This is a genomic window from Natronotalea proteinilytica, from assembly GCF_055379935.1.
This window is the reverse complement of record NZ_AP043947.1, coordinates 2,805,659-2,828,875: the sequence shown is the minus strand read 5'-3', so window position 1 is coordinate 2,828,875 and position 23,217 is coordinate 2,805,659. Positions and strand designations below refer to the sequence as shown.

Annotated in this window: 14 protein-coding genes; 8 read left to right on the top strand and 6 right to left on the bottom strand. The window is 57.8% G+C overall.

Annotation, left to right across the window (positions count from 1 at the left end; all coding sequences use genetic code 11):
* Positions 1–15 precede the first annotated feature (15 nt).
* The 3 genes from ACZ5AL_RS11250 to ACZ5AL_RS11240 all read left to right on the top strand — a co-directional run bounded on the left by ACZ5AL_RS11250 (position 16) and on the right by ACZ5AL_RS11240 (position 8,381).
* Positions 16–1,020: a glycosyltransferase family 2 protein gene (locus tag ACZ5AL_RS11250; protein ID WP_464510463.1), complete on the top strand. Its 1,005-nt coding sequence runs from the start codon at positions 16–18 to the stop codon at positions 1,018–1,020.
* 108 nt (positions 1,021–1,128) lie between these two features.
* Positions 1,129–6,663: a lamin tail domain-containing protein gene (locus ACZ5AL_RS11245; RefSeq protein ID WP_464510462.1), complete on the top strand. Its 5,535-nt coding sequence runs from the start codon at positions 1,129–1,131 to the stop codon at positions 6,661–6,663.
* Between the two features lie 266 nt (positions 6,664–6,929).
* Positions 6,930–8,381 carry a hypothetical protein gene (locus ACZ5AL_RS11240; protein ID WP_464510461.1) on the top strand — a complete coding sequence of 484 codons (1,452 nt, stop codon included), beginning with the start codon at positions 6,930–6,932 and terminating at the stop codon, positions 8,379–8,381.
* A 347-nt stretch (positions 8,382–8,728) separates the two neighbouring features.
* Here ACZ5AL_RS11240 and ACZ5AL_RS11235 read toward each other — a convergent pair whose 3' ends face one another.
* Entirely contained in the window at positions 8,729–10,342 is a 1,614-nt protein-coding gene (locus ACZ5AL_RS11235; RefSeq protein WP_464510460.1) for an alpha-amylase family glycosyl hydrolase, read from the bottom strand.
* A 327-nt stretch (positions 10,343–10,669) separates the two neighbouring features.
* Here ACZ5AL_RS11235 and typA point away from each other — a divergent pair, with 327 nt between their 5' ends.
* Positions 10,670–12,490: a translational GTPase TypA gene (gene typA, locus ACZ5AL_RS11230; protein ID WP_464510459.1), complete on the top strand. Its 1,821-nt coding sequence runs from the start codon at positions 10,670–10,672 to the stop codon at positions 12,488–12,490.
* A 306-nt stretch (positions 12,491–12,796) separates the two neighbouring features.
* Here the strand turns inward: typA and ACZ5AL_RS11225 are convergent, their stop codons facing one another.
* The 4 genes from ACZ5AL_RS11225 to ACZ5AL_RS11210 form a co-directional block, all read right to left on the bottom strand.
* On the bottom strand, positions 12,797–13,888 hold the full coding sequence (locus tag ACZ5AL_RS11225) for a hypothetical protein (RefSeq protein ID WP_464510458.1): 1,092 nt from the start codon (positions 13,886–13,888) through the stop codon (positions 12,797–12,799).
* Positions 13,889–13,972: 84 nt separating this feature from the next.
* Positions 13,973–14,590: a hypothetical protein gene (locus tag ACZ5AL_RS11220; RefSeq protein ID WP_464510457.1), complete on the bottom strand. Its 618-nt coding sequence runs from the start codon at positions 14,588–14,590 to the stop codon at positions 13,973–13,975.
* A 527-nt stretch (positions 14,591–15,117) separates the two neighbouring features.
* Positions 15,118–16,332, bottom strand: a complete 1,215-nt coding sequence (locus tag ACZ5AL_RS11215) for a tetratricopeptide repeat protein (RefSeq protein WP_464510456.1) — start codon at positions 16,330–16,332, stop codon at positions 15,118–15,120.
* A 99-nt stretch (positions 16,333–16,431) separates the two neighbouring features.
* A complete protein-coding gene (locus tag ACZ5AL_RS11210) occupies positions 16,432–17,043 on the bottom strand; it encodes a biotin transporter BioY (RefSeq protein ID WP_464510455.1) in 612 nt (203 codons plus the stop codon).
* 284 nt (positions 17,044–17,327) lie between these two features.
* Here ACZ5AL_RS11210 and ACZ5AL_RS11205 point away from each other — a divergent pair, with 284 nt between their 5' ends.
* From ACZ5AL_RS11205 to ruvA, 3 genes are all read left to right on the top strand, one after another.
* Positions 17,328–17,591 carry a phosphoribosyl-ATP diphosphatase gene (locus ACZ5AL_RS11205; RefSeq protein ID WP_464510454.1) on the top strand — a complete coding sequence of 88 codons (264 nt, stop codon included), beginning with the start codon at positions 17,328–17,330 and terminating at the stop codon, positions 17,589–17,591.
* 516 nt (positions 17,592–18,107) lie between these two features.
* Complete coding sequence (hisG, locus tag ACZ5AL_RS11200) at positions 18,108–18,959, top strand: ATP phosphoribosyltransferase (RefSeq protein ID WP_464510453.1); 852 nt, start codon at positions 18,108–18,110, stop codon at positions 18,957–18,959.
* Between the two features lie 60 nt (positions 18,960–19,019).
* Complete coding sequence (ruvA, locus tag ACZ5AL_RS11195) at positions 19,020–19,628, top strand: Holliday junction branch migration protein RuvA (RefSeq protein WP_464510452.1); 609 nt, start codon at positions 19,020–19,022, stop codon at positions 19,626–19,628.
* A gap of 326 nt (positions 19,629–19,954) precedes the next feature.
* On the opposite strand, the gene ACZ5AL_RS11190 is transcribed toward ruvA, so the two are convergent.
* Positions 19,955–20,581 (bottom strand): hypothetical protein, encoded by a 627-nt coding sequence (locus tag ACZ5AL_RS11190; RefSeq protein ID WP_464510451.1) that lies wholly within the window; start codon positions 20,579–20,581, stop codon positions 19,955–19,957.
* 212 nt (positions 20,582–20,793) lie between these two features.
* Between ACZ5AL_RS11190 and ACZ5AL_RS11185 the strand changes: the two genes are divergently transcribed.
* The gene (locus ACZ5AL_RS11185) at positions 20,794–23,157 is read left to right on the top strand and encodes an ATP-dependent helicase (RefSeq protein WP_464510450.1); all 2,364 of its coding nucleotides are present in this window, start codon (positions 20,794–20,796) and stop codon (positions 23,155–23,157) included.
* Positions 23,158–23,217: the final 60 nt, after the last annotated feature.

Sequence of the window (23,217 nt, the reverse complement as noted above, 5' to 3'; positions counted from 1 at the left end):
TCCGCCACGGATACCATGACGGGTCCAGAGCTTTCCATTGTCGTGCCCGTGTACAACGAGGCTGCCTCGCTGCCTGAGCTGGCCGAGCGCCTGCGGGCAGCTTGTGCCGATTATGCCTTCGAAGTCTGGCTCGTAGACGACGGCTCCACCGACGATTCGTGGAGCACAATCGACCAGCTCCACCACGAGGATGAGCGTTTCAAAGGGATCCGCCTGCAGCGCAACTACGGGAAGTCGGCGGCCCTTGCGGTCGGCTTTAACCATGTGCAGGGGCCGAAGGTCGTTACGCTTGATGCCGATCTGCAAGACGACCCCGACGAAATCCCGGCGCTGCTTGATCTGCTGGATGACGGCTACGATCTGGTAAGTGGGTGGAAGCGCGAGCGGCAAGACCCGCTCTCCAAAACCATTCCCAGCCGCTTCTTTAACGGCGTCACCCGGCTGATTTCAGGCATCCCCATCCACGACTTTAACTGCGGACTCAAAGCGTACCGGCGCGAGGTCGTGCAGTCCATCAATCTGTATGGGGAGTTGCATCGGTACATTCCGCTGTTGGCCAAGTGGGAGGGCTTCGACCGTATCACCGAAAAACCGGTGCAGCACCATGCCCGCAAGCACGGCACCACCAAGTTTGGGGTGGAGCGGTTTATCCGGGGCTTCCTGGATTTTGTGTCGGTGTTTTTCCTTACGCGGTTTGCGGCGCGTCCCATGCACTTCTTTGGCGGCGTAGGCACGCTCTGCTTTGTGTTTGGCGTGGCGATAAGCATGTGGCTCTCCATCGAAAAGATCGTGTTTGGCCACCCACTGGGCGATCGTCCATTGCTCTTGCTCGGGCTCCTGCTCATCTTGTTCGGCGCGCAGATGTTCAGCACCGGCCTCCTGGGCGAGATGATTGTGCGTCCACGCATGGAAGCCACGGAAGCGTATCGAATTGCCGAGCTGCACGCGCCGCAGACGGATCCGCCATCTGCCGCGCTACACGAAGAAGCGACAGAGGTAGCAGTGCAAAAAGGACAGTAATAGTAGCAAAAGGATAACAAAGCTATAATAGATTCAGTGTGGAAAGGTAAAACGGGGAGTGTTACATTGGCAATGTGACGTGCGCTTTTTGTCTTTAATGCTACTCCCATGCCCAACCTGCTACGTAGCGCCGCCCTCTTCCTTGGATGGATGGGCGTACTTGCCCTGAGCATCAGTCCGGTGCATGCTCAGCAAGACCTGCTCGGCTACTGGAACTTCAACGACCCCGTCGAGAATGGCAATCCCTGGCCCGCGCCGGTTGAGGCCACATTTGGGGATGCGCAAATTACGTACTCGTTTGATGGGGGCAATCTGAACGACTTACAAGGAAATACTGGAAACGCCCAAGGCGGCGACCCAGCGGGGGATAGCTTTTCAGTAGTTGGAGAAAGCCAAAATGGGGAGCACTTCGACATTGCTGTCTCCACGGAAGGCGCGGAAAATATCGAACTGGCGTTCTGGGTGCGCCGTACGGGTACGGGATTCGACAATAACACCGTCAGCTATTCGACTGACGGCGGAAGCAACTTCACGCAAGAGTTTACCTTCGATCCCAACAGCACGACAAGCGGAGCCGTCGAGACGTTCAACTTCTCGGGCATTGCAGCGCTAAACGACAACCCGGAAGTCGTCTTTCGCATTACGCTCGACGGGGCCACATCAGGTAGCGGCAACAACCGCTTTGACAACATCACCGTCAGCGGCGATCTGCAGCCTGCGGAAGGACCCGTGGCGCTCTCGCAGATCGACGCGCCTGCTGTGCTTAACTTTCAGGGCTTTCGGGGCGACGGATTTGCGCCTTCGCCCAATCCAGGGCAGCTCAATTCAAACGCATTTGCGGTGTTTGGTACGGATGAAGGCGATTTAAGCTTTGGCGGTACTGAAACAGGCGGTCGATTTGCCCAGGGCACCAGCACCGGAAGTGTGACAACCGGAGGCATCTATGCGTTCGACATAAGCAAACCCGACGAACTGGGCGAAGGATATGGCGATTACGCGCTCGGACTAAAGCCCACAGGCAGCGACTTTACGCCCGGCACAGTGTACGTGTGCTACGAGAACACGACAGGCACTCGCATCAACGGCGGGCTGGATGTAGCCTACGATCTCTGGGTGCTCAACGATGAAGACCGCAGCCAGTCCATCGAACTCAAGTACGCGGTCGGCGATGCTTGCCAGACCGATGGCAACAGCGCTTCCGCCTTTAACGACAGCGGCCTCGCATTCACAATCGACGAGGATGCCGACACAGATGCGGTATGGGAACGCAATGAGCAATCGACCACCCTACCAGCGGCAGTGCCTACCGGCGAGTTTCTCACCCTGGCGTTCGTCACCGACGACGTCAGCGGGGGTGGAGCCCGCCCGCAGTTCGGGTTCAACGACATTTCGGTGACTCCCCGCACGACAGATGGTGGGCCCATCGTTATCGAAAATACCGACGATACGCTTTTCGAGGACTTCAACACCTTTCAGGGAAGCGGATTTGCCTCGCCCGCCGATCCCGGTCAGCTTGACTCACAGGCATTCATCGTGCGCGGCCTCAGCGACGGTGATCTCGACTTTGGCGATACGGAAACAACAGGCGACTTCGCTCGGGGCGTCAGCACCGGCGGCGTAACAACCGGTGGCATCTACGCCTTTGAGGTGGATACCGGCGACTTCGCATGGGGTGTACAGCCTACGGGCTCCGACTTTACTCCGGGCGCCTTCGTCGCACGCTACCTCAACGACACGGGCACATCCATCGATGACGTAGCCGTCGCGTACGACATAGAAGTGTTAAACAATGCAGACCGGTCCAACAGCTTCAATCTCACGTATAAGGTTACCGATGAAGACGCTTTCATCGAGGGCGACTTTATCGATGTGCCTGAACTGGACTACACCACGCCGCAGGACGCCGATACAAGTCCAGACTGGCAGACGGTGCCGCGTGAAGGAGTGCTCACCGATCTCAATCTGCAAAACGGCGAGTACCTGCTCCTCCGATGGGAATCGGACGATGCTGACGGCAGCGGATCACGTGACGAGATCGCGCTCAACAACCTTTCCCTTACGCCCAATCCGCCTGTTGTAGAGCTGGTAGACACCGGGGCTGCCGTGTGGTCGGACGACGGCAACGCCACATTCGATGTGGAGATTCGCAATCCCGATGGCACCGAGCGCACTGTGGAGGTCGCCTTTGACGAGAGTAACAGCACTGCGAATCCCACTGACGTAGATAATTTCGACACCCAAACCGTCACGTTCCCGGAATCAGCCAGCGATGGTGACCGCGAAACGGTGACCGTTGACCTGAATGCGTTCTCGGGCGATGCGACCCGTATCGCTCAGTTTGCACTGCTAAATGCCTCATTGGGCACGTCCATTGGGCCGAGTCGCACGTACACGCTCGATATAGGCGATGCGCCGCGCGTCCTCATCAGCCGGTACGTCTACTCGTCAGATGGTGGAGGCGGCACTCCCCGTGGCATTCAGCTGTGGAACGTGTCGGGCGAAACGATTGATTTTACAGAGGATCCGCTTGAGATAAATACCTACTTTAACGGAAGCACATCGTCCACAACACAGCCTACAATAGACAGCGGCGAGCTTGGAGCCGATGAAATCCTGCTCATCGGCGATGACGACGACACCGGCGGACTCAAAGCATTTCGAAATGATACGTGCTCCAATGTAACCTATTTCGAGCGTGAGCCATGGTTTAATGGCGACGATGTCGTCGAACTGGTGCTTGATGGCCGCACCGAAGATATATTTGGCACCATTGGCCAGAAGCCCGATCCCGGCTGGGAAGGCAACGGGGTTAGCACGTTCAACCAGTATCTTGGCGTGCAGCCCGGCACCACCGCAGGCACGCGAAACGGGTTCGAGGACCCGAGCACCCGCTTCCTCACGCTGTTCGATGCGCCTACCGAGCCGAATGATCTCGACGGATTCTGCGATGCTCCCTGGCCCGAGGTGCAGTTTTTTGCTTCCGAAGCCACTGTAGTTCAGGGGGATACGGAGGGCACCACGCTCGGAGCCACGATTCAACTCAATCCCTTTGAAGGACGTGCTACTGATGTGACGGTCACCTTCGACGAGGCCAGCAGCTCAGCCACCGGTGCCAGCATCGACGGCTTCGACAGCGAAACCGTCACGTTTCCCGCAGGCAGTCCCACCGACACCACCGAAGCCGTACTAAACCTCACGTTTCCTGCAAACACCAGCCAGGACGGTCCCCTCGACGCGGTATTTACGCTGGATGTAGAGAACTGCTTCACAGCCGAATGCTTCGCCCAGGCCAGCAGCGAACCCTTCACCGTTACCATTCTTGATGGAGAGAGCGCGCCCGATGTGCTCATCTCCGAGTTTCTGGCTACCCCGGATGCCGTGTCCGATGCCAACGGCGAGTGGGTTGAGCTCTACAACACCACGAACAGCGATATCGACCTGAGCGACTGGACGCTACAGACCGCTGCGACCACCGATGCCGATCTGTCGGGGACGCTCCCAGCACGCAGCTTCCTAACTGTGTGCCGCAACGACGACCTAAGCGAGAACGGCGGGGTGCGCTGCGATCTGCAGGCCGACATTGAGCTTGATAACGACGCCACCACGCTTGTCGTGAGAGACGACAACGGCAGCTCAGTCACAACCGTCGAATACGGATCCGCCCGCAGCAACGGCACACTTGATCCCGAACCCGGTGCATCAAGTGTTTTCATCGGCACCGCGCAGAACAACAACGCCGAGCAATGGGCCGTGGCCGAGCGGCGGGAGCAGGGCTTCGTGTTCACGCGCGGACGCACCAGTCGCACCGACCTGGGCGCTCCTGGACAAAACGGGCCCAAGCAGCAACTTCAGCCCGCTACCCCCATCGATGGCAACTCGGGCTGGCGGATGCTCACCCCGCCGGTTACCGACTTCACCGTAGCCGACCTTGACGTGCAGAACATGGTGCAGGGCGTCCCCGATCTGCCGCTGGGTGGGCAGGAAAACGTCTATCGCTGGGAGGAAACTGGCTGGGAGTCGGCGTCATCTGGAAGCGATGGGCTACCCACTGGCGAAGGCTTCATCTGGTACATGTGGGATACCCCCGCCCCGGTTGATCGCTACAGTCCATTTCCCTTTACGCTAAGCGGCCAGGGCCTGTCGCCTGCAGACGATGTTACGGTTAATGTGGAAAACGGCGGCACCACCGATAGCGACGGCGACCCGGCGGGTGATGACGTAGAGTGGCATCTGCTGGGCAACCCGTATCCGTACTCATTCGACCTCAATGCAATTGACCTGGACGGACAGGGCTTTTCCACTACGGCCCAGATCTGGGATCCCAGTCGAAATGGAGGCTCCGGCTCGTATATTCAGCGCAGCCAGGAAAACGCCGGAGAAGCGCGTCTCATTGCGCCCTGGCAGGGGTTCTTTGTATCGCGTGTGAGCGGGAGCGCAACTACGCTGACCTTCAACGCAGACGGTCGTCGCCTCGCGCCCACCGCACCTAAGTCGACAGTTCCAGATAACAGGCAGGCACGCATTGCCTTTACCCTTTCGGGATACGATGGGTCGGGGGCCATCCAGACGCATGACGAGGCCTTTGAGGTGTTTCTCCACCCTGACGCTACAATGGCGTTCGACGTACGCAGCGCGGTAAAACTCACCCCAATGACCGACACCTATGCCACGCTGGCCGGGCGGGATAGCCACAACGACGAACCCATCCGACTTTCGCGCTACTCCCTTCCGTTTGCGCTGGATGAGCCAGTTGCGGTACCGGTGGTTGTAGATGCGCAGAACATCGATGACATAGACCAGCTGACGTTGCGGTGGCCCACTCTGCAGGGCGTGCCCACAGGCTGGCTGGTGTACCTTCGCGATCTGGAGACAGGGGCCGAGATCGATCTGCGTGATGCCAATGCGTACACGTTCGATGCTGACCCTGCTACCATGAGCACCGCACGGGCCACTACACGCACGATGGCGCACGGTCCACATACCGCTACAACGATGGATCGCCACGCCGAGCCGTTGAATGATAACACCGCAGTGCGCTTCGAGATTCACATCACCCCGACCAATGAGTTTGGCGATCCGCTGCCGGTTGAGCTTGCGACCTTCACCGCGCAGACCGCTGATGACATAGCTACCCTACAGTGGACGACCCAGTCCGAAACCAATAATGCCGGCTTTGAGGTGCAACACCAGGGACCCAATGACGAAGGCTTCACTGGAGCCGGCTTTGTCGAAGGGCAAGGCACAACCGACACCGAAACCACCTATCAGTTCGAAACCGAGCCGCTGCTTCCGGGCACGCACCAGTTCCGCCTCCGCCAGGTCGACACCGACGGCACCGAAACGCTCCACGACCCTGTATCGGTGGATATGAAGATGCAGCAGGCCGTCGATCTGCGCGTCTATCCTGTGCCATTTCAGCAGGATGCCACCGTACAGTTTGCTGTTGACACGGCCCAAGAGGTAACGGTGGAAGTGTACAACACCCTCGGCCAGCGCGTACGCACGCTCTACACCGGCCCGCTGGATGCGCATCAGACCGAAACACTGCAGTGGTCGGGGCAGGAGCTTGCCAGCGGACTCTACATCGTGCGGCTGCGCGGGGAGCACGTGCATGAAACACAGCAGGTCATGCGTGTGCGCTGACTCCACTATTTGACGCGTTGGCTTCCATCTTTCGAGACGGCTTCATAGGTTAGGGGACGGAAGTGACTGATAAAGCCAGTAGATAGCACAGTCTCCTCTCGTTCGAACCCCCTCTCCCTACGGGTTTCTCCCCCTTGGACAAGGGGGAGATGTCGATAGACAGAGGGGGTTGAAAGGGCTGTAGTGCTATAACTGACGTGACAATCACTTTCTCATTGAACCGCTACCAGAAGACGTACTCCACGCATCCATCTGCCAATGTGCCTATGTCCGATCTGTTTGCCACCGTTGCCATTCCCCTCCGCCGTCCTGCCGTGCGTGAGTTCCTGAAGGGCCGTACGTCTGAACCCCGTGGCGCAGCCCTTCAGATTCTGGATCAGCGTCCCACGCGAGCCGCTCAGCAGGCATGGGCCAAGCGGTTGAGCAGTCCCCCCGTTACCGCTGCCGACTGGCAGGCCCTGGCCGATCCACACGGATACCTCGTATCCACCCACACCGATCGGCTGGTGCCTGAGCAGTTTCTGCAGGAGCCCGACTTCCTGACGCGTGCTCCGGGAGGGTGGGCGCCCATCTACTTTGCGGTCGTCGGGCTGCCCGAACCGGTACCCGCCGATCCGCTGCTCGATCAGATGGAGGTGCTTACCCGCTACGGATCGTCGATTGATGCGTTCATGGCCGACCCCGACCACCTCATGGAGCGGCTGCCCGATGAAATGCAGGCGCCCCCTGTGCAAGTGGCGGATGCAGTGAACCGGGTGCACGAACTGTACGTCGCGCATGCGAACGACCCAGACGCCCACATTCGGGCGTTATATGCCGCATTACAGGGGGAGGCGCCGCTTACGACTCCGAGCGGACACGAGGTGCCGGAGCCGCTGCTCTGCGATGCCCTGATGGATCGTCTGGTTCGCGTGGAGGCAGCCCGCCGCACCGAGCAGGCCAATCACGACGAGGCTACGATGAACCGGTTGCAGACATTGCTTGACGGGTGGCGTGATGAACTGGGACTGACGGTTATTCTGAAGGGAGAGTACATTGCTGGACGCCATCGGCGCAGCACCATTGTGATTGCCGAGGCCCTTGACCGGGTCATCAAGCAACCGGCGCCCGAGCCTTTTCACGACATTGAGTTGGGAGCCCGCACCGTTGATGGGGAACTCGAAAACTGGCCGTACCTCACCAACGGTGGAGCGGTCGTGATGCCACAGGGACGCATTCGGCTGATCCTCGAAGAAGATGTGGTGCCTCGCTTAAACCGCGCCTTCGACCACGATGTGCAGTTTTCAACGCTGCTGGGGCTGATCATCGAAGACTATGTGACGGGTCCCACCCTACAAGAGTGGGCCCAGGCAAAGCCCGAGCGTATGACGGAAGCGGTGTACGAACAGGTGCTGGCCACGCAACAGGTCTGCGAACTGCTGAAGGTGAACAACCCGGATTGGCACAGTGCTAACTTCATCGTGAACGCCGATGCCGACACACGTGAGCCCGACCTGGTGCACATCGACTGGGGCGCGGCGCGTCCGCTGCACAACGGTGAGCACACGCCCGATCAGCGACGCGCTCGGCTCAATAAGGTGCAGAACTTAGCGTTCTCCTTCAACGACGACGCTCTAGCTGAGCGGGTGCGCACGTTCCACGACGCGCTCACCTCCAGTGATGACGCGCTTGCACGCATCCGCCGCCGCGCCGAAGCCCGCCTCGATGCATCAGCATGAACCGGAGGCTACTGGTGTGTCAGCCCTGAAAGGTATAGTCCAAAATTGTCATCGCGAGGAGGGAGCCCTGCGACTGACGCGGCGATCTCATGCCGTGGATCGGGCGGCTGCATCTGCTCTGCAAGCAATGAGATTGCACTCCAGGAGCACTTCCTCCCTGCGGTCGGGGCGCTTCGCTCCGCTCGCAATGACAAGGTTGTGAGTTGTTCTCGGTACGTTTGGGTTGTACGGGGTCAATGGGCCCCTATGTTGTCAGGGTAGATCCCGGCTCTGCGGCGCCTTGGCCGGGATGACTATGCGTGTTGGCAACTCATGCTCTCCCCCTAAGATTCAGGCGTGACACAACACTACGCATCCACCTTGAGAATGACGCCTTCGTTGGATTGTAGCAATACCGTGTGAGCTACCGATTTCATGGTGCGTTCGCGGCGCGTCGAACACACCATCGTGGCCGGGGTGGTCTCCGGCGGAAGCGAACAAGAGGCCGGCGTATCTGTCAGGTTCAAGAGGACGACGAAGCGTTCCTCGTCACCCGTGCGCGTGTACGCAAAGACGCTATCGGGGCTGTTGATGGCGTCGTAGCTGCCGCTATGCAAGGCCGGGGTGGAACGACGCAGTGCAATCAGGTCGCGCACGAGCGTGAGCATAGAGGTGGCATCGTCACGCTGATCGGCGACGGTTGGCGCATCGTCGGGGCCTACAGGAAGCCATGGGTCTACATCGGGAGCGGTAAATCCGGCGTTGGGCGTAGTGTCCCACCGCATGGGCGTACGTGCCGGGTCGCGGCCCAGCCCAAGGCCGGGCGCGTTCTTCTCCCACGGGTCTTGCACCTGATCGGGAGGAATCTCGACATTGGGCATGCCCAGTTCATCGGCGTAGTACAGCGTAGGGGTGCCACGCAGAGTAAGCAGCAGCATGTGTGCCACACGCGCTTGCTTCGGTCCTAAGCGCGTGGCCATGCGATGCACGTCGTGGTTGCCCAGCACGTAGTTAGGCCACGCCTCGCCCGAAAGCCGGGGCGATGCTAAGGCTGTTTCGTACCGGTCTACCTGATCTTGCACGGCCTGGGCCGTCCATTCGGTATGGATCAGATTAAAGTTAAAGGGGAGGTGATACTCGTCGTTATGCTCTCCGTAAAAGGCCACCAATCGTTCTGGTGGAAGCGTCACCTCGCCAATCAGAACGCGGTCGTCGTACTCATCGACCACATCGCGCAGCATACGGCCCACCACATGCGCGTCGGGCAGGTTTTTGGTGTAGGTTTCCTGCAGTCGCTTGTACGGATCCATGCCCTCCTGCCAGTTCGGGTTGGGTGGATTGTCGCGCCATTGGGGAGCCACCTTTGCGCGATATGCAACGTCTACGCGGAAGCCATCCACGCCGCGGTCCATCCAAAAGCGCAGCGCATCCAGCATGGCACGGCGCACCTCAGGGTTCCCCCAGTTCAGGTCGGGCTGTTCGGGCAGATACGTGTGCAGGTAGTACTGCTCGGTCTGCTCATCCCACTCCCAGGCCGAGTTGCCCCCGAAGCGATCAACCCAGTTGGTGGGCGGCCCGCCATCGGGGCCCGGATCTTTCCAAAAGTACCAGTCGCGCTTTGGATTATCGCGCGAGGAGCGCGACTCCAAAAACCACGGATGCTCGTTTGATGTGTGGTTCACCACATAGTCGAGGATGACACGCAAGCCGTGCTGGTGGGCGGCGTCAATGAGCTGCTCGGCATCGCTGAGCGTACCGAAGCGGGGGTCAACATCGGTGTAATCCGCCACGTCGTAGCCAAAATCGGCCATCGGCGACGGGTACATTGGAGAGATCCAGATTGCATCAACGCCGAGCCATTCCAGGTAGTCCAGGCGCGCCTCAATGCCGGGCAAGTCGCCAATGCCATCGTCGTTCGTATCCTGAAAGCTTCGCGGATAAATCTGATAAACGATGCCGTGCTTCCACCAGTCCGAAGACATACGCACAAGGGGCTCAGAGAAAGAGGACGAAGAGGCAAATCAAGGGTAGCAATATCAACATACAATATAGCCGAGGCAGTGTCGAATGCAACAGGTATATTTTACAGTTCAGTTCGAGATGATGTGTGGGTGTCAACGTACGCCGCCAATATCCTGTGGCAGTTGGGTTCAACATCGGGCTGCTGCGAGGATTGCCCGAATTTACGGTCAGAACGCCGTGGCTGCCGAACACCCACCCATCCATTCGCTTTCATACACGATCTGCTATAGCCACCATGCCTCACTTCGGCCTGGTGTGCGATGTTTTTGGTTATCCTTGATTGTGTTATGTCTACTTCTCTACGCGATATTGCCATTGTGGCCCATGTGGACCACGGTAAAACCACTCTGGTCGATGCCATGCTCTGGCAAAGCGGTACCTTCCGCGATAACGAAGACGTGCAAGAGCGCGTCATGGACTCGATGGACCTGGAGCGCGAGCGGGGCATCACCATCATGGCCAAAAATACCGCTGTGCAGTATGGCGATACCAAAATCAACATTGTAGACACGCCCGGTCACGCCGACTTTGGGGGCGAGGTGGAGCGCACCTTGCGCATGGTCGATGGCATTATGCTGTTGGTGGATGCGGCAGAAGGCCCGCTTCCGCAAACCCGCTTTGTGCTCCAGAAAGCGCTGGAGCTCGACCTACCGTCGATTGTCGTCCTCAACAAAATCGACCGCGACGATGCACGTCCTGAAGAAGCGCTCGACGAAATCTACGACCTGTACATCGACCTCGGGGCCGATGGCGACCAGATCGAGTTCCCCGTGATGTATACCATTGCGACCGAAGGCCAGTGTACTACCGAGCCCGGCGGCGAACTGACGGATCTGAAACCGCTCTTCGAAACGATTCTGGATACGGTGCCGCCCCCAAGTGGCGATCCAGAAGCCACGCTGCAGATGCTCGTCACCAGTGTGCAGCGCGACAACTACCTGGGTCCGGTGGCTGTGGGGCGCGTAGAGCAGGGCACGCTCAAAAATCGGCAGCGCGTGTCGATGTGCCACCGCGATGGCTCCATCGAGACAACCGAAATCACTGCGCTTTTTGAGTATGAAGGTCTAAAACGCGTGGAGGCTGAGGAGGCAGGTCCGGGCGACATCATCGCCGTGGCCGGGGTCGAAGGCATTGGGCTGGGCGAAAGCCTCTCCGACGCCGAAACGCCCGATCCGCTCGAACCGGTGGATGTCGACGAGCCCACCCTGTCGATGGAGTTCCGCGCCAACAACGGCCCGTTTAGCGGACGTGAGGGCGAGTTCGTGACCTCCCGCCAGCTGCGCGAACGCCTCATCGACGAGTCGCGCAACAACCTGGCGATTCGTGTCGAGCGCGACGACGCGGCCAATTGCATGCTCGTGTACGGGCGCGGCGAACTCCAGATGTCGATTCTCATCGAGCAGATGCGCCGTGAAGGCTACGAGTTTACCGTGGGGATGCCACGCGTCATCACCAAAACCATCGACGGCACGCGCCACGAGCCGTACGAGATCGCCGAGATCGACATTCCCGAAACGCATATGGGCGTGGTGGTTGAGCGCCTGGGTACGCGTAAAGGCGTCATGCAGAACGTAACGCACCACCAGAGCGGACGCGTGCGCCTCACCTTCGAGGTGCCCAGTCGTGGACTCATCGGCTACCGCTCACAGTTTCTTACGGATACGAAGGGCACGGGCCTCTTGACGCACCGCTTCGAAGAGTTCAAGCCGTGGGCAGGCGATATTCCGCACCGCACCACCGGCGCGCTCGTGGCCGATCGCCAGGGCAAAGCCACCGGATATGCCCTGCTTAACCTGCAAGACCGGGGCACTTTCTTCGTCGGACCGGGCGACGCGGTCTACGAGGGCATGATCGTGGGCGAGAACAATCGTACGCAGGATCTCGACGTGAATATTACTAAAGAGAAGAAGCTTACGAACATGCGGGCGGCAGCCGGCGAAGAGCTGGAACGCCTGCCTCCGCCCCGCGACCTCTCGCTCGAAGAATCGATCGAGTTTCTGCGCGCCGACGAGTTTATCGAGGTCACGCCGAAGGCCATTCGCCTACGCAAACGCCACCTCGACCCCCACAAGCGCAAAAAAGCTAACGAGCACGCGTACTCGGAGTGAGAGCATCCGATTCTATCCGATTGTAAGGGCACCGGCCTTCAAAGAGGCGGGTGCCCTTCTTTTTTGCGTCCTTTGTTTACCGACATCTCCTTCCTGGTGCTGCGTCCCCCTCAAAAGTTAGGGGGCGAGGATCGTGCCAAGCTCTGCGTCTCATGTCCCTCAAAAAACTGACCATGGCAAGCGCCTTAACCGTGGGGAGACGCACGTTCAGCGTGCGCAGTCTTTGTAACATCACAGCGTGTACGTGTTTAGCGACGTACCACAGATCGCTAACCACGTATGAGCAAGAGGCAGATTGGGAATGCGTCACTCATTTATAGAAATCGCATAGCGACGAATCTGCGGAAAAGGCTCAGAATGAAAGGTGTAGAGCTTACCATCGGGCCCGATGCTCCGAAGTTCGCCAATATCAGGGATCTGTTGCTTATCCCACCGAATACGCCCCATGAACATCCCCTCAGGATTAAAAAGGTCGACAGCACTTGAATATGTCCCCTCAAATCCCACAGGCTCCTGGGTGTTTTCCGCTTCATCATCGGAGCTCGTTTGCCAATTAGATGCCACGAGGAGATGTCCAGAATCCAATCGAAGTGGGGCTTGGACTCTGCTGCGTATATCTAAACTGGGACCGCCTTCTTCACGACCCAATGCCTCAATCTCGGGGAAGTCGATATTTGTGCGTGTTATCTCGTGGGTTTTCTGCCCTTCAAAATCGTATCGGGAGATAGCGTACGTAGCAACGTTTCCAACCCAGAACCCATCATTGTCCGTTTCAACATCAAAACCAAGGCCAATTCCCTCTGAAAATGTATGCTCGGCCCGAATATGGATTTTGTCGTGCAGCGCCCAGCGCTGAGCATCTATCAGGTGTACCTTGGCGGGGTCTTTTCCAAACCCTGGAGATGAGTTTACAAGGTGTCCGTCAACAACGCCACGTAGGCCACTGGCCCGGTCCACATCATCGATGGATTGGCTATCTTGAAAGGTACCGTCTGTATTCCACACATCGATTCGCGCGCCGAACTGATTCGCAACGTAGAGGTGGCGATCTCCATTCCACACCAATGATTGCGGAAGAAAGAACTCTCCAGGCCCTTCCCCCTGCCGACCTGCGCTCCAACGGATCGTTCCGTCGGGGTTGAATGCCACCAGACGGTGATTGCCCATGTCAAGTATGTAGACCGTTCCGTCTGTGTCTACCGCTAATCCTCGGGCGTCGGCCAGGATTTTATCGCGCGGGTCTTCCTCTGCCCCGAAGGTTTGTTCGTGCTCAAATTGAAGCGGGGCCTCTTCGTGGTCTTCCCAGACATTCGTGTCTGTATTCTCAACGCGAATTACATCGGCATTCTCATCGCTTCTAGTTTGGCTATCTGTACAACCAAATAGAGCAACAGCCATGCACAGTAAGCATCCCAATCGGAGATATGGGGAATGGATCATGGTCCGTAGCAGTTGATCGTCTCGTGAGAGCGAAAAGACCATCTATTGTAGCCGGTCGCGTAGCGTTTCCATTTCTTGTTTGGCAGCTTGCAATTCATCATCAGTAACGCCGCCTCTTGCACAGCTTTTGCATGATTCACCGGTCAATACATCGTCGATAGCTGCTTTCAGCGTGTCTGCTTCCCAATATCCTTCAAGCATCTGAAAAGCAGTGCTGAATGCACGAGGGTCTCGGTGTCCGGCGTTAAGAAGCATCGAAACGTAGTGGTCAACGGACTGATTGCGTTCCTCGGAATCGGGGGCGTCTGCGAGTACACGTTGGATCATGTGGTTGCCTGCAACTTCTTGGATTGCGCTCCAAGATTCTGTGTCTCGGTGTTCATCCATGAGAGACTGGATATATTCATCAATTTCTTGCCATGATGAGTCACTCTGTATTTTTAAATGTACGTCGTGGCTAAACTGTGATCTTTTTTGAAGTCTTTCCTGCAGTGCCTGGTGACTCAGGTCAGTGTCCCCTGATGCGATAGGAACAAAGTGGACTTCCGATTCGCCTGTAGAATCTGATTCTGAATCCGTTTCCGGGTCCGAATTAGTGCAGCCAAGTGCAATAACAAGCGCCACTAGAAAGGTTAACCCACGCGGAAAGCTGAGGAGCATATTTATTTGAAAGTTTTATTACGCAAACGATAACATACCAAACAGAAAACCGGCATCATGTTCAAGCATTCAGGCCAGAACTGATACCGGTTTCCCCCAAAGTCGCCTGAATACTAATTAGCAAGGATTGGAAATCGAGCTACCAGAGCCGGAAAATTGGCCTCCTGTACCGTCATCACATTGCCAACTTATAGTCCATTCATCACCCGTTTGAACAGTGTGGTTGAAGCAGCCGTCCTCAAACCACGTACAGGTTGCAGTCTGCGACGAAACAGAAATTGGCGCTAATGACAGAGAAAAAACGAGAATAAAAGAAAGTATAAGAGACCTAGCGATATTTATAGCAGGGTCTTTATAAATGATTGATATTACGACGCCAATATTCAAAAAAAAAGAGCCGTACTGTCAAGTACTAATATGGATAAGTCTGCATCTTTACGCTATCTTAGTATTTTGGTGGTGAGCAAGAAAGTGAGGTATAGGGAGGTTTTGTGTCAAAGATGAACTATAAGACCATCGTTTCTTCCTCACGACCCATACGGTTCATCGAGGTAGCGCTTGGCGCGGGTGTGGCTACTGCCGTACTCGTCCATGCTCAACACAATCTCATACCGGTTGCGGGCCATGTCGCGATGTCCTTTGGCATCGTAGACCATGCCCTGATAGAGGCGTCCCAGCGCAACGTACTGGCGATCGCGGTCCTCCATGCCAGCAGCGAGTTGTTCGATGGTTGCCAGATGAATGAGAGCCTGGTCATAGTCGTCGCGCCGCACGCGTTCGCGGGCCAGGTGGAAGTGGGCGATCTGGGCCAGGTTATCGGTATATCCCGACCATCCCGCTTCATGGCGCTCGGCCACCTCCTGAAACACCTCGCGGACGTTTGATAGGCGTCCCTGACGTGCGTAAAGGCGTCCTTCAAAGACATGGAAGTACGCGTTGTTCGGATGTGCATCCCGTAGCCATTTGATGTGCTCCATGGCTTCGGGGATGTTGCGCTCGTAGAGCGTATTGATTTGGGCCAGAAAGTAGCGCGCTTCCGACTGAATGTACCACCCTTCTTCGGCAGCCTGATGGATCCGTTCGAGGCCGCCCTCGCGGTCGCCACTGGGCAGCAGCCACATCACGGCGCGGGCCACTCGATACTCTTCGGGAATGATGGCCGCATAGTAGTCGTACATGCCACGTCCAAACGCGAAATCGTCAATGTGGGGCGCGTCTTCAGCCGCCTCTCGGACATAGCTAATGGAGCGGCGTCCGTAACGGACCGAGCCGAGCCACTCCCCTCGGTTTGATTTGAGGCGGGCTTGCAACGCCAGTGCAATGCCTTTGAAGAAGGTCGCGTCGAATTCGGCCTCGTTGCGGTTGAGCAAGTCATCGGAGCGGTCGACCGTCTCCTCCATGTAGCGGTAGAACGCCTCGTCGTGTTCGGTGTTGTCCAGATCCAGCAGGATGGTCCACCACACGTTCAGACCATTCAGAAATGGTCCAACCGGATGATCAGGATAGCGCGATCCGATCTCCGAGAAGATGGCTTCGGCAGCATCGAACTCCATGTTGTAAAGGAGATCCAGGCCGCGTTTGCCCTCCTCGCGCACAAAGGGATCATCGAGCACCGAGTTTTCTTGGCCAACGGCGGGCGCCTCGTCCGAATCTTGGGCATGCACGGCCAGCGGATGGGCAGCCAGCAGGCCAGCTAAGAAGAGCGAGGCACAGAGCGTCGCCAGTGTTCGAATCCATATCATAGAAAAGACCGTCTGCATGGCACAGGGCACGCAGACGGTCGAACCTATCGCTTAGAAACGCAGTTCCAAGCGGCGCAAAATGGAGGAGCCGGTTGGGCGTTACGCGTCAGACGCCGATGCGCCAAACGCCTGGCGGATGCCGCCGTACAGCAGGCCCAGCACGCCAACTTTAACTAGGTCAATCAGTGCGAAGCGCAGAAAGCCTTTGTCGATGGACTCCATCCAGGTGGCGTGTCCGGCAATGTAGTGGAGCCAGATGACACCCGAGGTGAAGATGATAGCAGCACCAATGAGCATAGAGAGCGTGCTGCCCGTCAGGCTATTCCAGCGCTTTGTGAGTGCTCCAATCGTGAAAGCGGCCAGTGGATACGCAAACAGATAGCCGGCTGAGGCAGCACCCAGCAGATAGGCTACGCCGGTGCCATCGCCTGCATAGACCGGGATGAATAGCCCGAGCGACAGGTACAGCACCTGCGCCAGCATACCGTTGCGGGCCCCCAAGAACAGCCCACTCGCGTAGACCATCAGCGTTTGCAGGGTGATAGGTACCTCCCACAGGTACAAGCGCAGATTCGCATCTGCCGACACAGCGGTGAGGAGTGCAAACCCGACAACGCCGGCAATTTGCGTGGCAACCGAGGCATCCTCGGCGCGCAGACGATCGAGCCAAGACGAACGAGTGGAGTGCAGGGCAAGGGAAGCAGTCTTCATGTATCGAAGGGGGTTGCACGCAACGATTATAACGGATTCGGATAGGTAGCCTACAAAACGTAGCGGACATGTGCCACTGTTCCAGGATGCAGTCTTCGGCAATAGATGTAAAAATGAGGCGATGCTTCGGCTATCAGCCCTGTATGCAGCGCTCAACGCTCGCCCCAACCAAAAATTCGAAGGATGAATGAGGGCGGATGCCCTGTGTACATGCAACGCCCTGGCACCGGTACAGTACAACGCCCCGGATTCTTTTCACTGGCTGGCAGGAGATGCCCCCCTTCATGAAGCGATTCGACGAACTGTTTGCTGAACTGACCGCAAAGGTCGACCGCCAAGATTCAGACTCCGGCACGGTGGCGCGCGTTAACGAAGGGCCGCATGCCATTGGCAAAAAGGTGCTCGAAGAGGCCGGCGAAGTGTGGATGGCCGCCGAACACGAAGGCCGTGAACGCACCGCTGAAGAAATTGCCCAACTGTTGTATCACGTGCAAGTGATGATGATTGCGTGCGACCTTGACCTCGATGATGTGTACCGCCACTTGTAAGGCGTTCCACTTTGCACGCTGTCATGCCTGAATGATAGGATTTCGATGGGTGCTTCCTCATGAAATCCCCCTCAGAGGAGGGAGATTCAGGGAGAGGGATTCTGTGCTCTTCAACGATCACGTGTGACAAAGCACTATTTCTCGGTAAACGTCAATCTTCGGGTAACGCATGTGCACGCTCGTACCGAGAAAAACTTACAACCTTGTCATTGCGAGCGGAGCGAAGCGCCCCGACCGCAGGGAGGAAGTGCTCCTGGGGTGCAATCTCATTGCCGTCAGACTGGATGTGGCCGCCCAGTCAACGGCATGAGATCGCACCCCAAGAGTACTCGTTCGCTTCGCTCACAGCGCCGCGTCGGTCGCAGGCTCCCTCCTCGCGATGACAATTTTGGGCCATAACATTTATGTGTGACAAAGCACTATTTTCGGGTTGTCTGCACCGAAGCAACCTTCACGCTCAACGGCAGTCCTGCTCAACCACCGTTTTTTGTTCATCCCCCACTGTTTCCTATCGATATGCTACAAATCGCTCTCCCCAACAAAGGAGCTCTGTCTGAAGGCGCTGCCACCCTGGCCGAAGAGGCCGGCTACCATTGTCGCCGTCGTGGACGCGAACTGGCCGTGCGCGACAACGACCATGGCGTTGAGTTTGTCTTTCTGCGCCCACGCGACATCGCAACGTATGTAAGCAAGGGCATCATTGATCTGGGCGTTACCGGACTGGACTTGCTGCACGACAGCGGCGCAGAGGTCACGCAGGTGATGCCGCTTTCGTTTGGGAAAGCCCGCTTTTGCTATGCCGCTCCAAAAGAGCACGACATTACGCCCGATGACTTCACCGCCGATACCCGCATTGCCACATCGTACGTGAACATCGTGAAGAAAGACCTGGCCGAGCGGGGCATCGACGCCACCGTGGTGCCGCTCGATGGTGCGGTGGAAATCTCCATCCAACTCGGCGTGGCCGATGCCATTGCCGATGTGGTGCAAACGGGCCGCACCATCCATGAAGCCGGGCTCAAGGTCATCGGCGACCCGATTGTCGATTCAGAGGCCATGCTCATTGCGCAAAACGGCACCATTGCCGAGCAAGAAACCGCCCGCCACTTCAAAGAGCGCATTCAGGGCATTCTGGTGGCCCGTTCGTATATCGTGGTTGAGTACGACCTGCCCAAGGCGCATCTCGATGCCGCACACGACATCACACCCGGACTTGAATCGCCCACGGTGTCACCGTTGAGCAAAGACGGCTGGGTCGCTGTGAAGTCGATGGCCAAGCGGTCGCGCATCAACGAAATCATGGATGACCTAACAGAGATCGGCGCGAAAGGCATTATCATCACCGACATCCGTACCTGCCGGATATAGATCGACGTGGGGTTGGTGGGAGCCCGACTTCCTATTCTTTGACCAGGCCGCTCGTTGCGTATGATTACCTATCTGAAAGGAACGCTCGTTGAGAAAACCACCGAACAGGCGGTGATAGAGGTGCAAAGCATTGGCTATGCGGTGCACATCCCCACCTCCACCTACCAGGATCTACCGGATACCGGGCAAGAGGTGCATCTGCACACGGTGCATTACGTGCGCGAGGACGACGTGTCGCTGTATGGTTTCATTACCAAAGCCGAGCGAAAGCTCTTCAACACGCTCCGCGGAGTATCGCGCATTGGTCCGAGTTTGGCATTGTCGGCCCTGTCGTCGATGTCGCCCACGGCGCTGCGCGATCATGTGATAAACGGCGACACGGCGCGTCTCACCGATATTTCGGGCGTTGGGCGCAAGACGGCCGAGCGCCTCATTGTCGAGTTGCGCGACCCGCTGTCTGAGATGGACCTGGGCGACACGGGGCCGTTACCGACGGGCGATGCCGACCCGAAGGCCAATGCCCGTGCCGATGCGTTGGCGGCGCTAGAGTCGCTGGGGCTCTCGCGTGCGGATGCCGAGCGAGCTATCCGGGTGGTACTGCGCGATCATGCCACCATCGATTCGGCAGACGAACTCGTGCGCCTTGCGCTCAAAGCCCAGCGCGAGTAAAAGCGTGTGTCCAGTCACTGGTGCTAGCGTCTCCCGTTTGTTGGCGACGCTGGAGCGTCCCGGCAGGCGTGGCGACGCGGAGCATCGCCACGAGAGTGGGTAGTGTCTATTCGTTTTGTAGCGACACAGCGCGCTGTGGTAGGTGTTTAGCGACTGGCTTCCAGATCGCCCGGAACGCAAGCGGTCCCCGGCTACGGGTTTTACGCACATCGTTCTATTCCTTAGCCCGGGATCAGGAGCGAAGCGGATATCCCGGGCGGCAATCGAGTCGCACTAAACAGATACGCGCTGTGTCGATTTACTCGACGAACCACCAGCGACAGACATCACCACAGCAAAAACACGTACGCTACAGACGCCAGCGTATCGTTGTCCCAGGTCATGTGCACCTCCACATCTTGATCTTCATTCAAGGCCGGATAAATCCAGGTGGCGTTTTCCGTCCGTTCAGGATCGCCCCACTCGGTCTCAATCTCGGTGCGCGTGGTTGTGCCAACGGTAAATCCATGGGGCGTGCTATAGGTAGGATCCGACAGGCGGAGGCGCACTAAAAACGAGCGGCTATCGGCTACCACCTCATACAGCAGCGCCTCCATCGATGGATAGGTGAGCGTGTAGACCGAGTCGGTTTGCGCGGGATCGAACGCGTTGGCTACGCCTCGTCGCTCGGTAGCGGTGGGCGGCCCCAGGTGGTCTATCATGTCGGCGTAGCTAAGCGTATCGGAGCCGGCAAGGGCAGCGTCGAGGACCGTGCGGACAGCCGCTGCCGACGGTGCAGCTTCCGGTTCCTCGGCCTCGTCAGGGTCGGCAGTATCAGCAGGTATCTCTCGTTGTACAGGTGGGGGCGCCTCCTCGTCATCGGTCGTAGCAGGCTCGCTGCTTCCACAACCGGCGGCAAATGCCCCCATACTTAGCAGCAACAGCGAGGTGGGAACGATTCGCGATGAAGGCATGGCGTGCAAGCTATGAGGGTGAACCGGACAAAACATTGAGATGGCCAGAGCGAGCGGGGCCTGCTGCAAAGGCAAACACGATTGCGTATCCAGAGGTCCCACAGCATCAACGGGATACGACCGAAGGCCGCTTTCAGTGAACGCATGGCGGCACCATTCGTATCAAAAATCCTATATGTCGTTATGAAAACATCTTGCCCCTAAAATCGCCCATGGCCCGCCAAATCCAGCTTTCTGCGTCTGAACCTACGCCTGTCGACCCAGATCCAGGTGCTGCCAACCGTATTCTGGAGGGCCTAAACGATGAGCAGCGCGCTGCGGTTACCGCTACAGACGGCCCCGTCATGATTATTGCCGGACCCGGATCTGGGAAAACGCGAACGCTCACGCATCGGATTGCCTACCTGCTGGCGACCGGCAAAGCGCGTCCTCATGAAATCATTGCGCTTACGTTTACCAACAAGGCCGCGCGTGAAATGAAGAACCGCGTGCAGCGCCTGGTGGGCGACCAGACTCGCGGCATGTGGGTGGGCACGTTCCACAGTTCGTTTGCCCGGCTGCTGCGTCGCGAAGCCGATACCATTGGGTACTCGCGCGACTTTTCGATCTACGACACCAAAGACAGCGAGCAGATCGTCAAGCAGCAGATGAACCGGCTGCAGCTCAACACCGACGATGTGCGTCCGCGGTCGGTGCACCGCCTCATTTCCAGCGCCAAAAACCAGCTGATTGACCCAGCCGACTATGCCGACATGGCGCATGGACGCGCTCAGGAGACGGCAGCCAAAGTGTATCCGGCGTATCAGGCGGCGCTGAAGCGGGCCAACGCGATGGATTTCGACGATCTGCTGATTAAGCCGCTAGAGGTGTTCGATGCCGATGCTGATATCTTAGAACAGTACCAGCAGCGGTGGACGTACATCCACATCGACGAGTACCAGGATACCAACCATGCCCAGTATACCCTCTCCAAGCGGCTGGCTGCCGGACACCAGAATCTGTGTGTGGTGGGCGATGATGCGCAGAGCATCTATGCGTTCCGTGGGGCGGACATCAGCAACATTTTGTCGTTCGAGCGCGACTATCCGGAGGCGACCACCGTGCGGCTCGAACGCAACTACCGGTCCACCCAGAACATCCTCACACTGGCCGATTCGATTATCGACCAGAACGAGGACCAACTCGACAAGACGCTGTGGACCGACAACGATGCCGGCGATAAGATCATCCTGACGGAGGCGCTTTCCGAAAAGGATGAGGCCAAAAAAATTGAGCAGAAGATTCGCGACTTGCAGCTTCGGGAGGGGCTCGACTATGGCGACTTTGCGGTGCTGTATCGCACCAATGCGCAGAGCCGTGCCATTGAGGAGGCGTTGCGTCGTGAGAATGTGCCGTACCGAATTATTGGCGGCACGTCGTTCTACCAGCGTAAAGAGATCAAGGACGTGCTGGCCTACTTGAAGCTCATGGTGAACCCGCACGATCGGGCCAGCATTGAGCGGGTGATTAACTATCCGAAGCGCGGTGTTGGAAAGAAGACGCAGGAGCGCGTGCGCACCTACGCCACCGAACAGGGGCTGTCGCTGTGGCAGGCTATTGAGCAGGTCGAATCCATCGATACGCTTTCTACGCGAGCACAGAATGCCGTGGGAAGCTTCCGCTTTCTTATCACCAAGTACCAATCGCGCGTAGACGACACGCCGGTTGATGAGCTGTCGCGCGACCTGATCCAAGAGGCGGGCGTGCTAAGCGATCTGCGCAAAGAGCACACCCGCGAAAATCTGCGACGCTGGGAGAATGTGCAAGAGCTTGTGAGCGCTATTGCGGAGTACACCGAGAGCGCTGACAATGCTACCCTCAGCACGTTTTTGCAGGAGGTGGCCCTGCTCACCGATCTAGACGAGGCCGACGACCCCGATCGGGTAACGCTCATGACGCTCCATGCGTCGAAAGGACTGGAGTTTCCGGTGGTCTTTATTGCCGGACTCGAAGAGGGGCTGTTTCCGCTGGCAAAAGCAACGCAAGAGCGCACCGAGTTGGAGGAGGAGCGGCGGTTGTTCTACGTGGGCGCTACCCGGGCTGAGCGGTGGTTGTTCTTGAGCTGGGCCCGCAACCGGTATCGGTACGGAAAGCAAAAGCACAACACACGCAGCCGCTTCCTGGAGGAGATCGATGACCGTGTGGTGCGTACTGCAGGAGGCAGCTCCGTAAAGCAAAAAAAGAAGCGATTCAAATCGTCTGACGAGGGCAGTACCGCCAACTACGACAGCATGGATCCACATTACTACCGGAAAAATCTGCGCGGGTCCAGCAAAAGCAAATCCCGTCGTGGGGGCACCCAGAAAACGAAGCGCACCGTGCGTTCGTCCGACAACGACACCCGCCGGGTGGTGTACGATGAAGGGGAAGGACGGATTGTGCCCGGTACACGGGTAGAGCACCGCACGTTTGGGGAAGGCAAGGTGCTTTCGCTTGAAGGCACCAACGAAGATCCCACAGCGGTCGTCTTCTTTGGGGGCGAGGTGGGCAATAAGAAGTTGAAACTGCAGTATGCCCGGCTTCGCGTGGTGGAGTGACGGCCAATGCTCTTTTGCCAACGCACGCCGCACAGCCGAGCAGGAGAGATGGCGCACCCT

Excerpts from the sequence above, each read along its gene's own strand:
- ACZ5AL_RS11250 (WP_464510463.1), top strand. The coding sequence starts at position 16 with ATGACGGGTCCAGAGCTTTCCATTGTCGTGCCCGTGTACAACGAGGCT.
- ACZ5AL_RS11245 (WP_464510462.1), top strand. The coding sequence starts at position 1,129 with ATGCCCAACCTGCTACGTAGCGCCGCCCTCTTCCTTGGATGGATGGGC.
- ACZ5AL_RS11240 (WP_464510461.1), top strand. The coding sequence starts at position 6,930 with ATGTCCGATCTGTTTGCCACCGTTGCCATTCCCCTCCGCCGTCCTGCC.
- ACZ5AL_RS11235 (WP_464510460.1), bottom strand. The coding sequence starts at position 10,342 with ATGTCTTCGGACTGGTGGAAGCACGGCATCGTTTATCAGATTTATCCG.
- typA (WP_464510459.1), top strand. The coding sequence starts at position 10,670 with ATGTCTACTTCTCTACGCGATATTGCCATTGTGGCCCATGTGGACCAC.
- ACZ5AL_RS11225 (WP_464510458.1), bottom strand. The coding sequence starts at position 13,888 with ATGGCTGTTGCTCTATTTGGTTGTACAGATAGCCAAACTAGAAGCGAT.
- ACZ5AL_RS11220 (WP_464510457.1), bottom strand. The coding sequence starts at position 14,590 with ATGCTCCTCAGCTTTCCGCGTGGGTTAACCTTTCTAGTGGCGCTTGTT.
- ACZ5AL_RS11215 (WP_464510456.1), bottom strand. The coding sequence starts at position 16,332 with ATGATATGGATTCGAACACTGGCGACGCTCTGTGCCTCGCTCTTCTTA.
- ACZ5AL_RS11210 (WP_464510455.1), bottom strand. The coding sequence starts at position 17,043 with ATGAAGACTGCTTCCCTTGCCCTGCACTCCACTCGTTCGTCTTGGCTC.
- ACZ5AL_RS11205 (WP_464510454.1), top strand. The coding sequence starts at position 17,328 with ATGAAGCGATTCGACGAACTGTTTGCTGAACTGACCGCAAAGGTCGAC.
- hisG (WP_464510453.1), top strand. The coding sequence starts at position 18,108 with ATGCTACAAATCGCTCTCCCCAACAAAGGAGCTCTGTCTGAAGGCGCT.
- ruvA (WP_464510452.1), top strand. The coding sequence starts at position 19,020 with ATGATTACCTATCTGAAAGGAACGCTCGTTGAGAAAACCACCGAACAG.
- ACZ5AL_RS11190 (WP_464510451.1), bottom strand. The coding sequence starts at position 20,581 with ATGCCTTCATCGCGAATCGTTCCCACCTCGCTGTTGCTGCTAAGTATG.
- ACZ5AL_RS11185 (WP_464510450.1), top strand. The coding sequence starts at position 20,794 with ATGGCCCGCCAAATCCAGCTTTCTGCGTCTGAACCTACGCCTGTCGAC.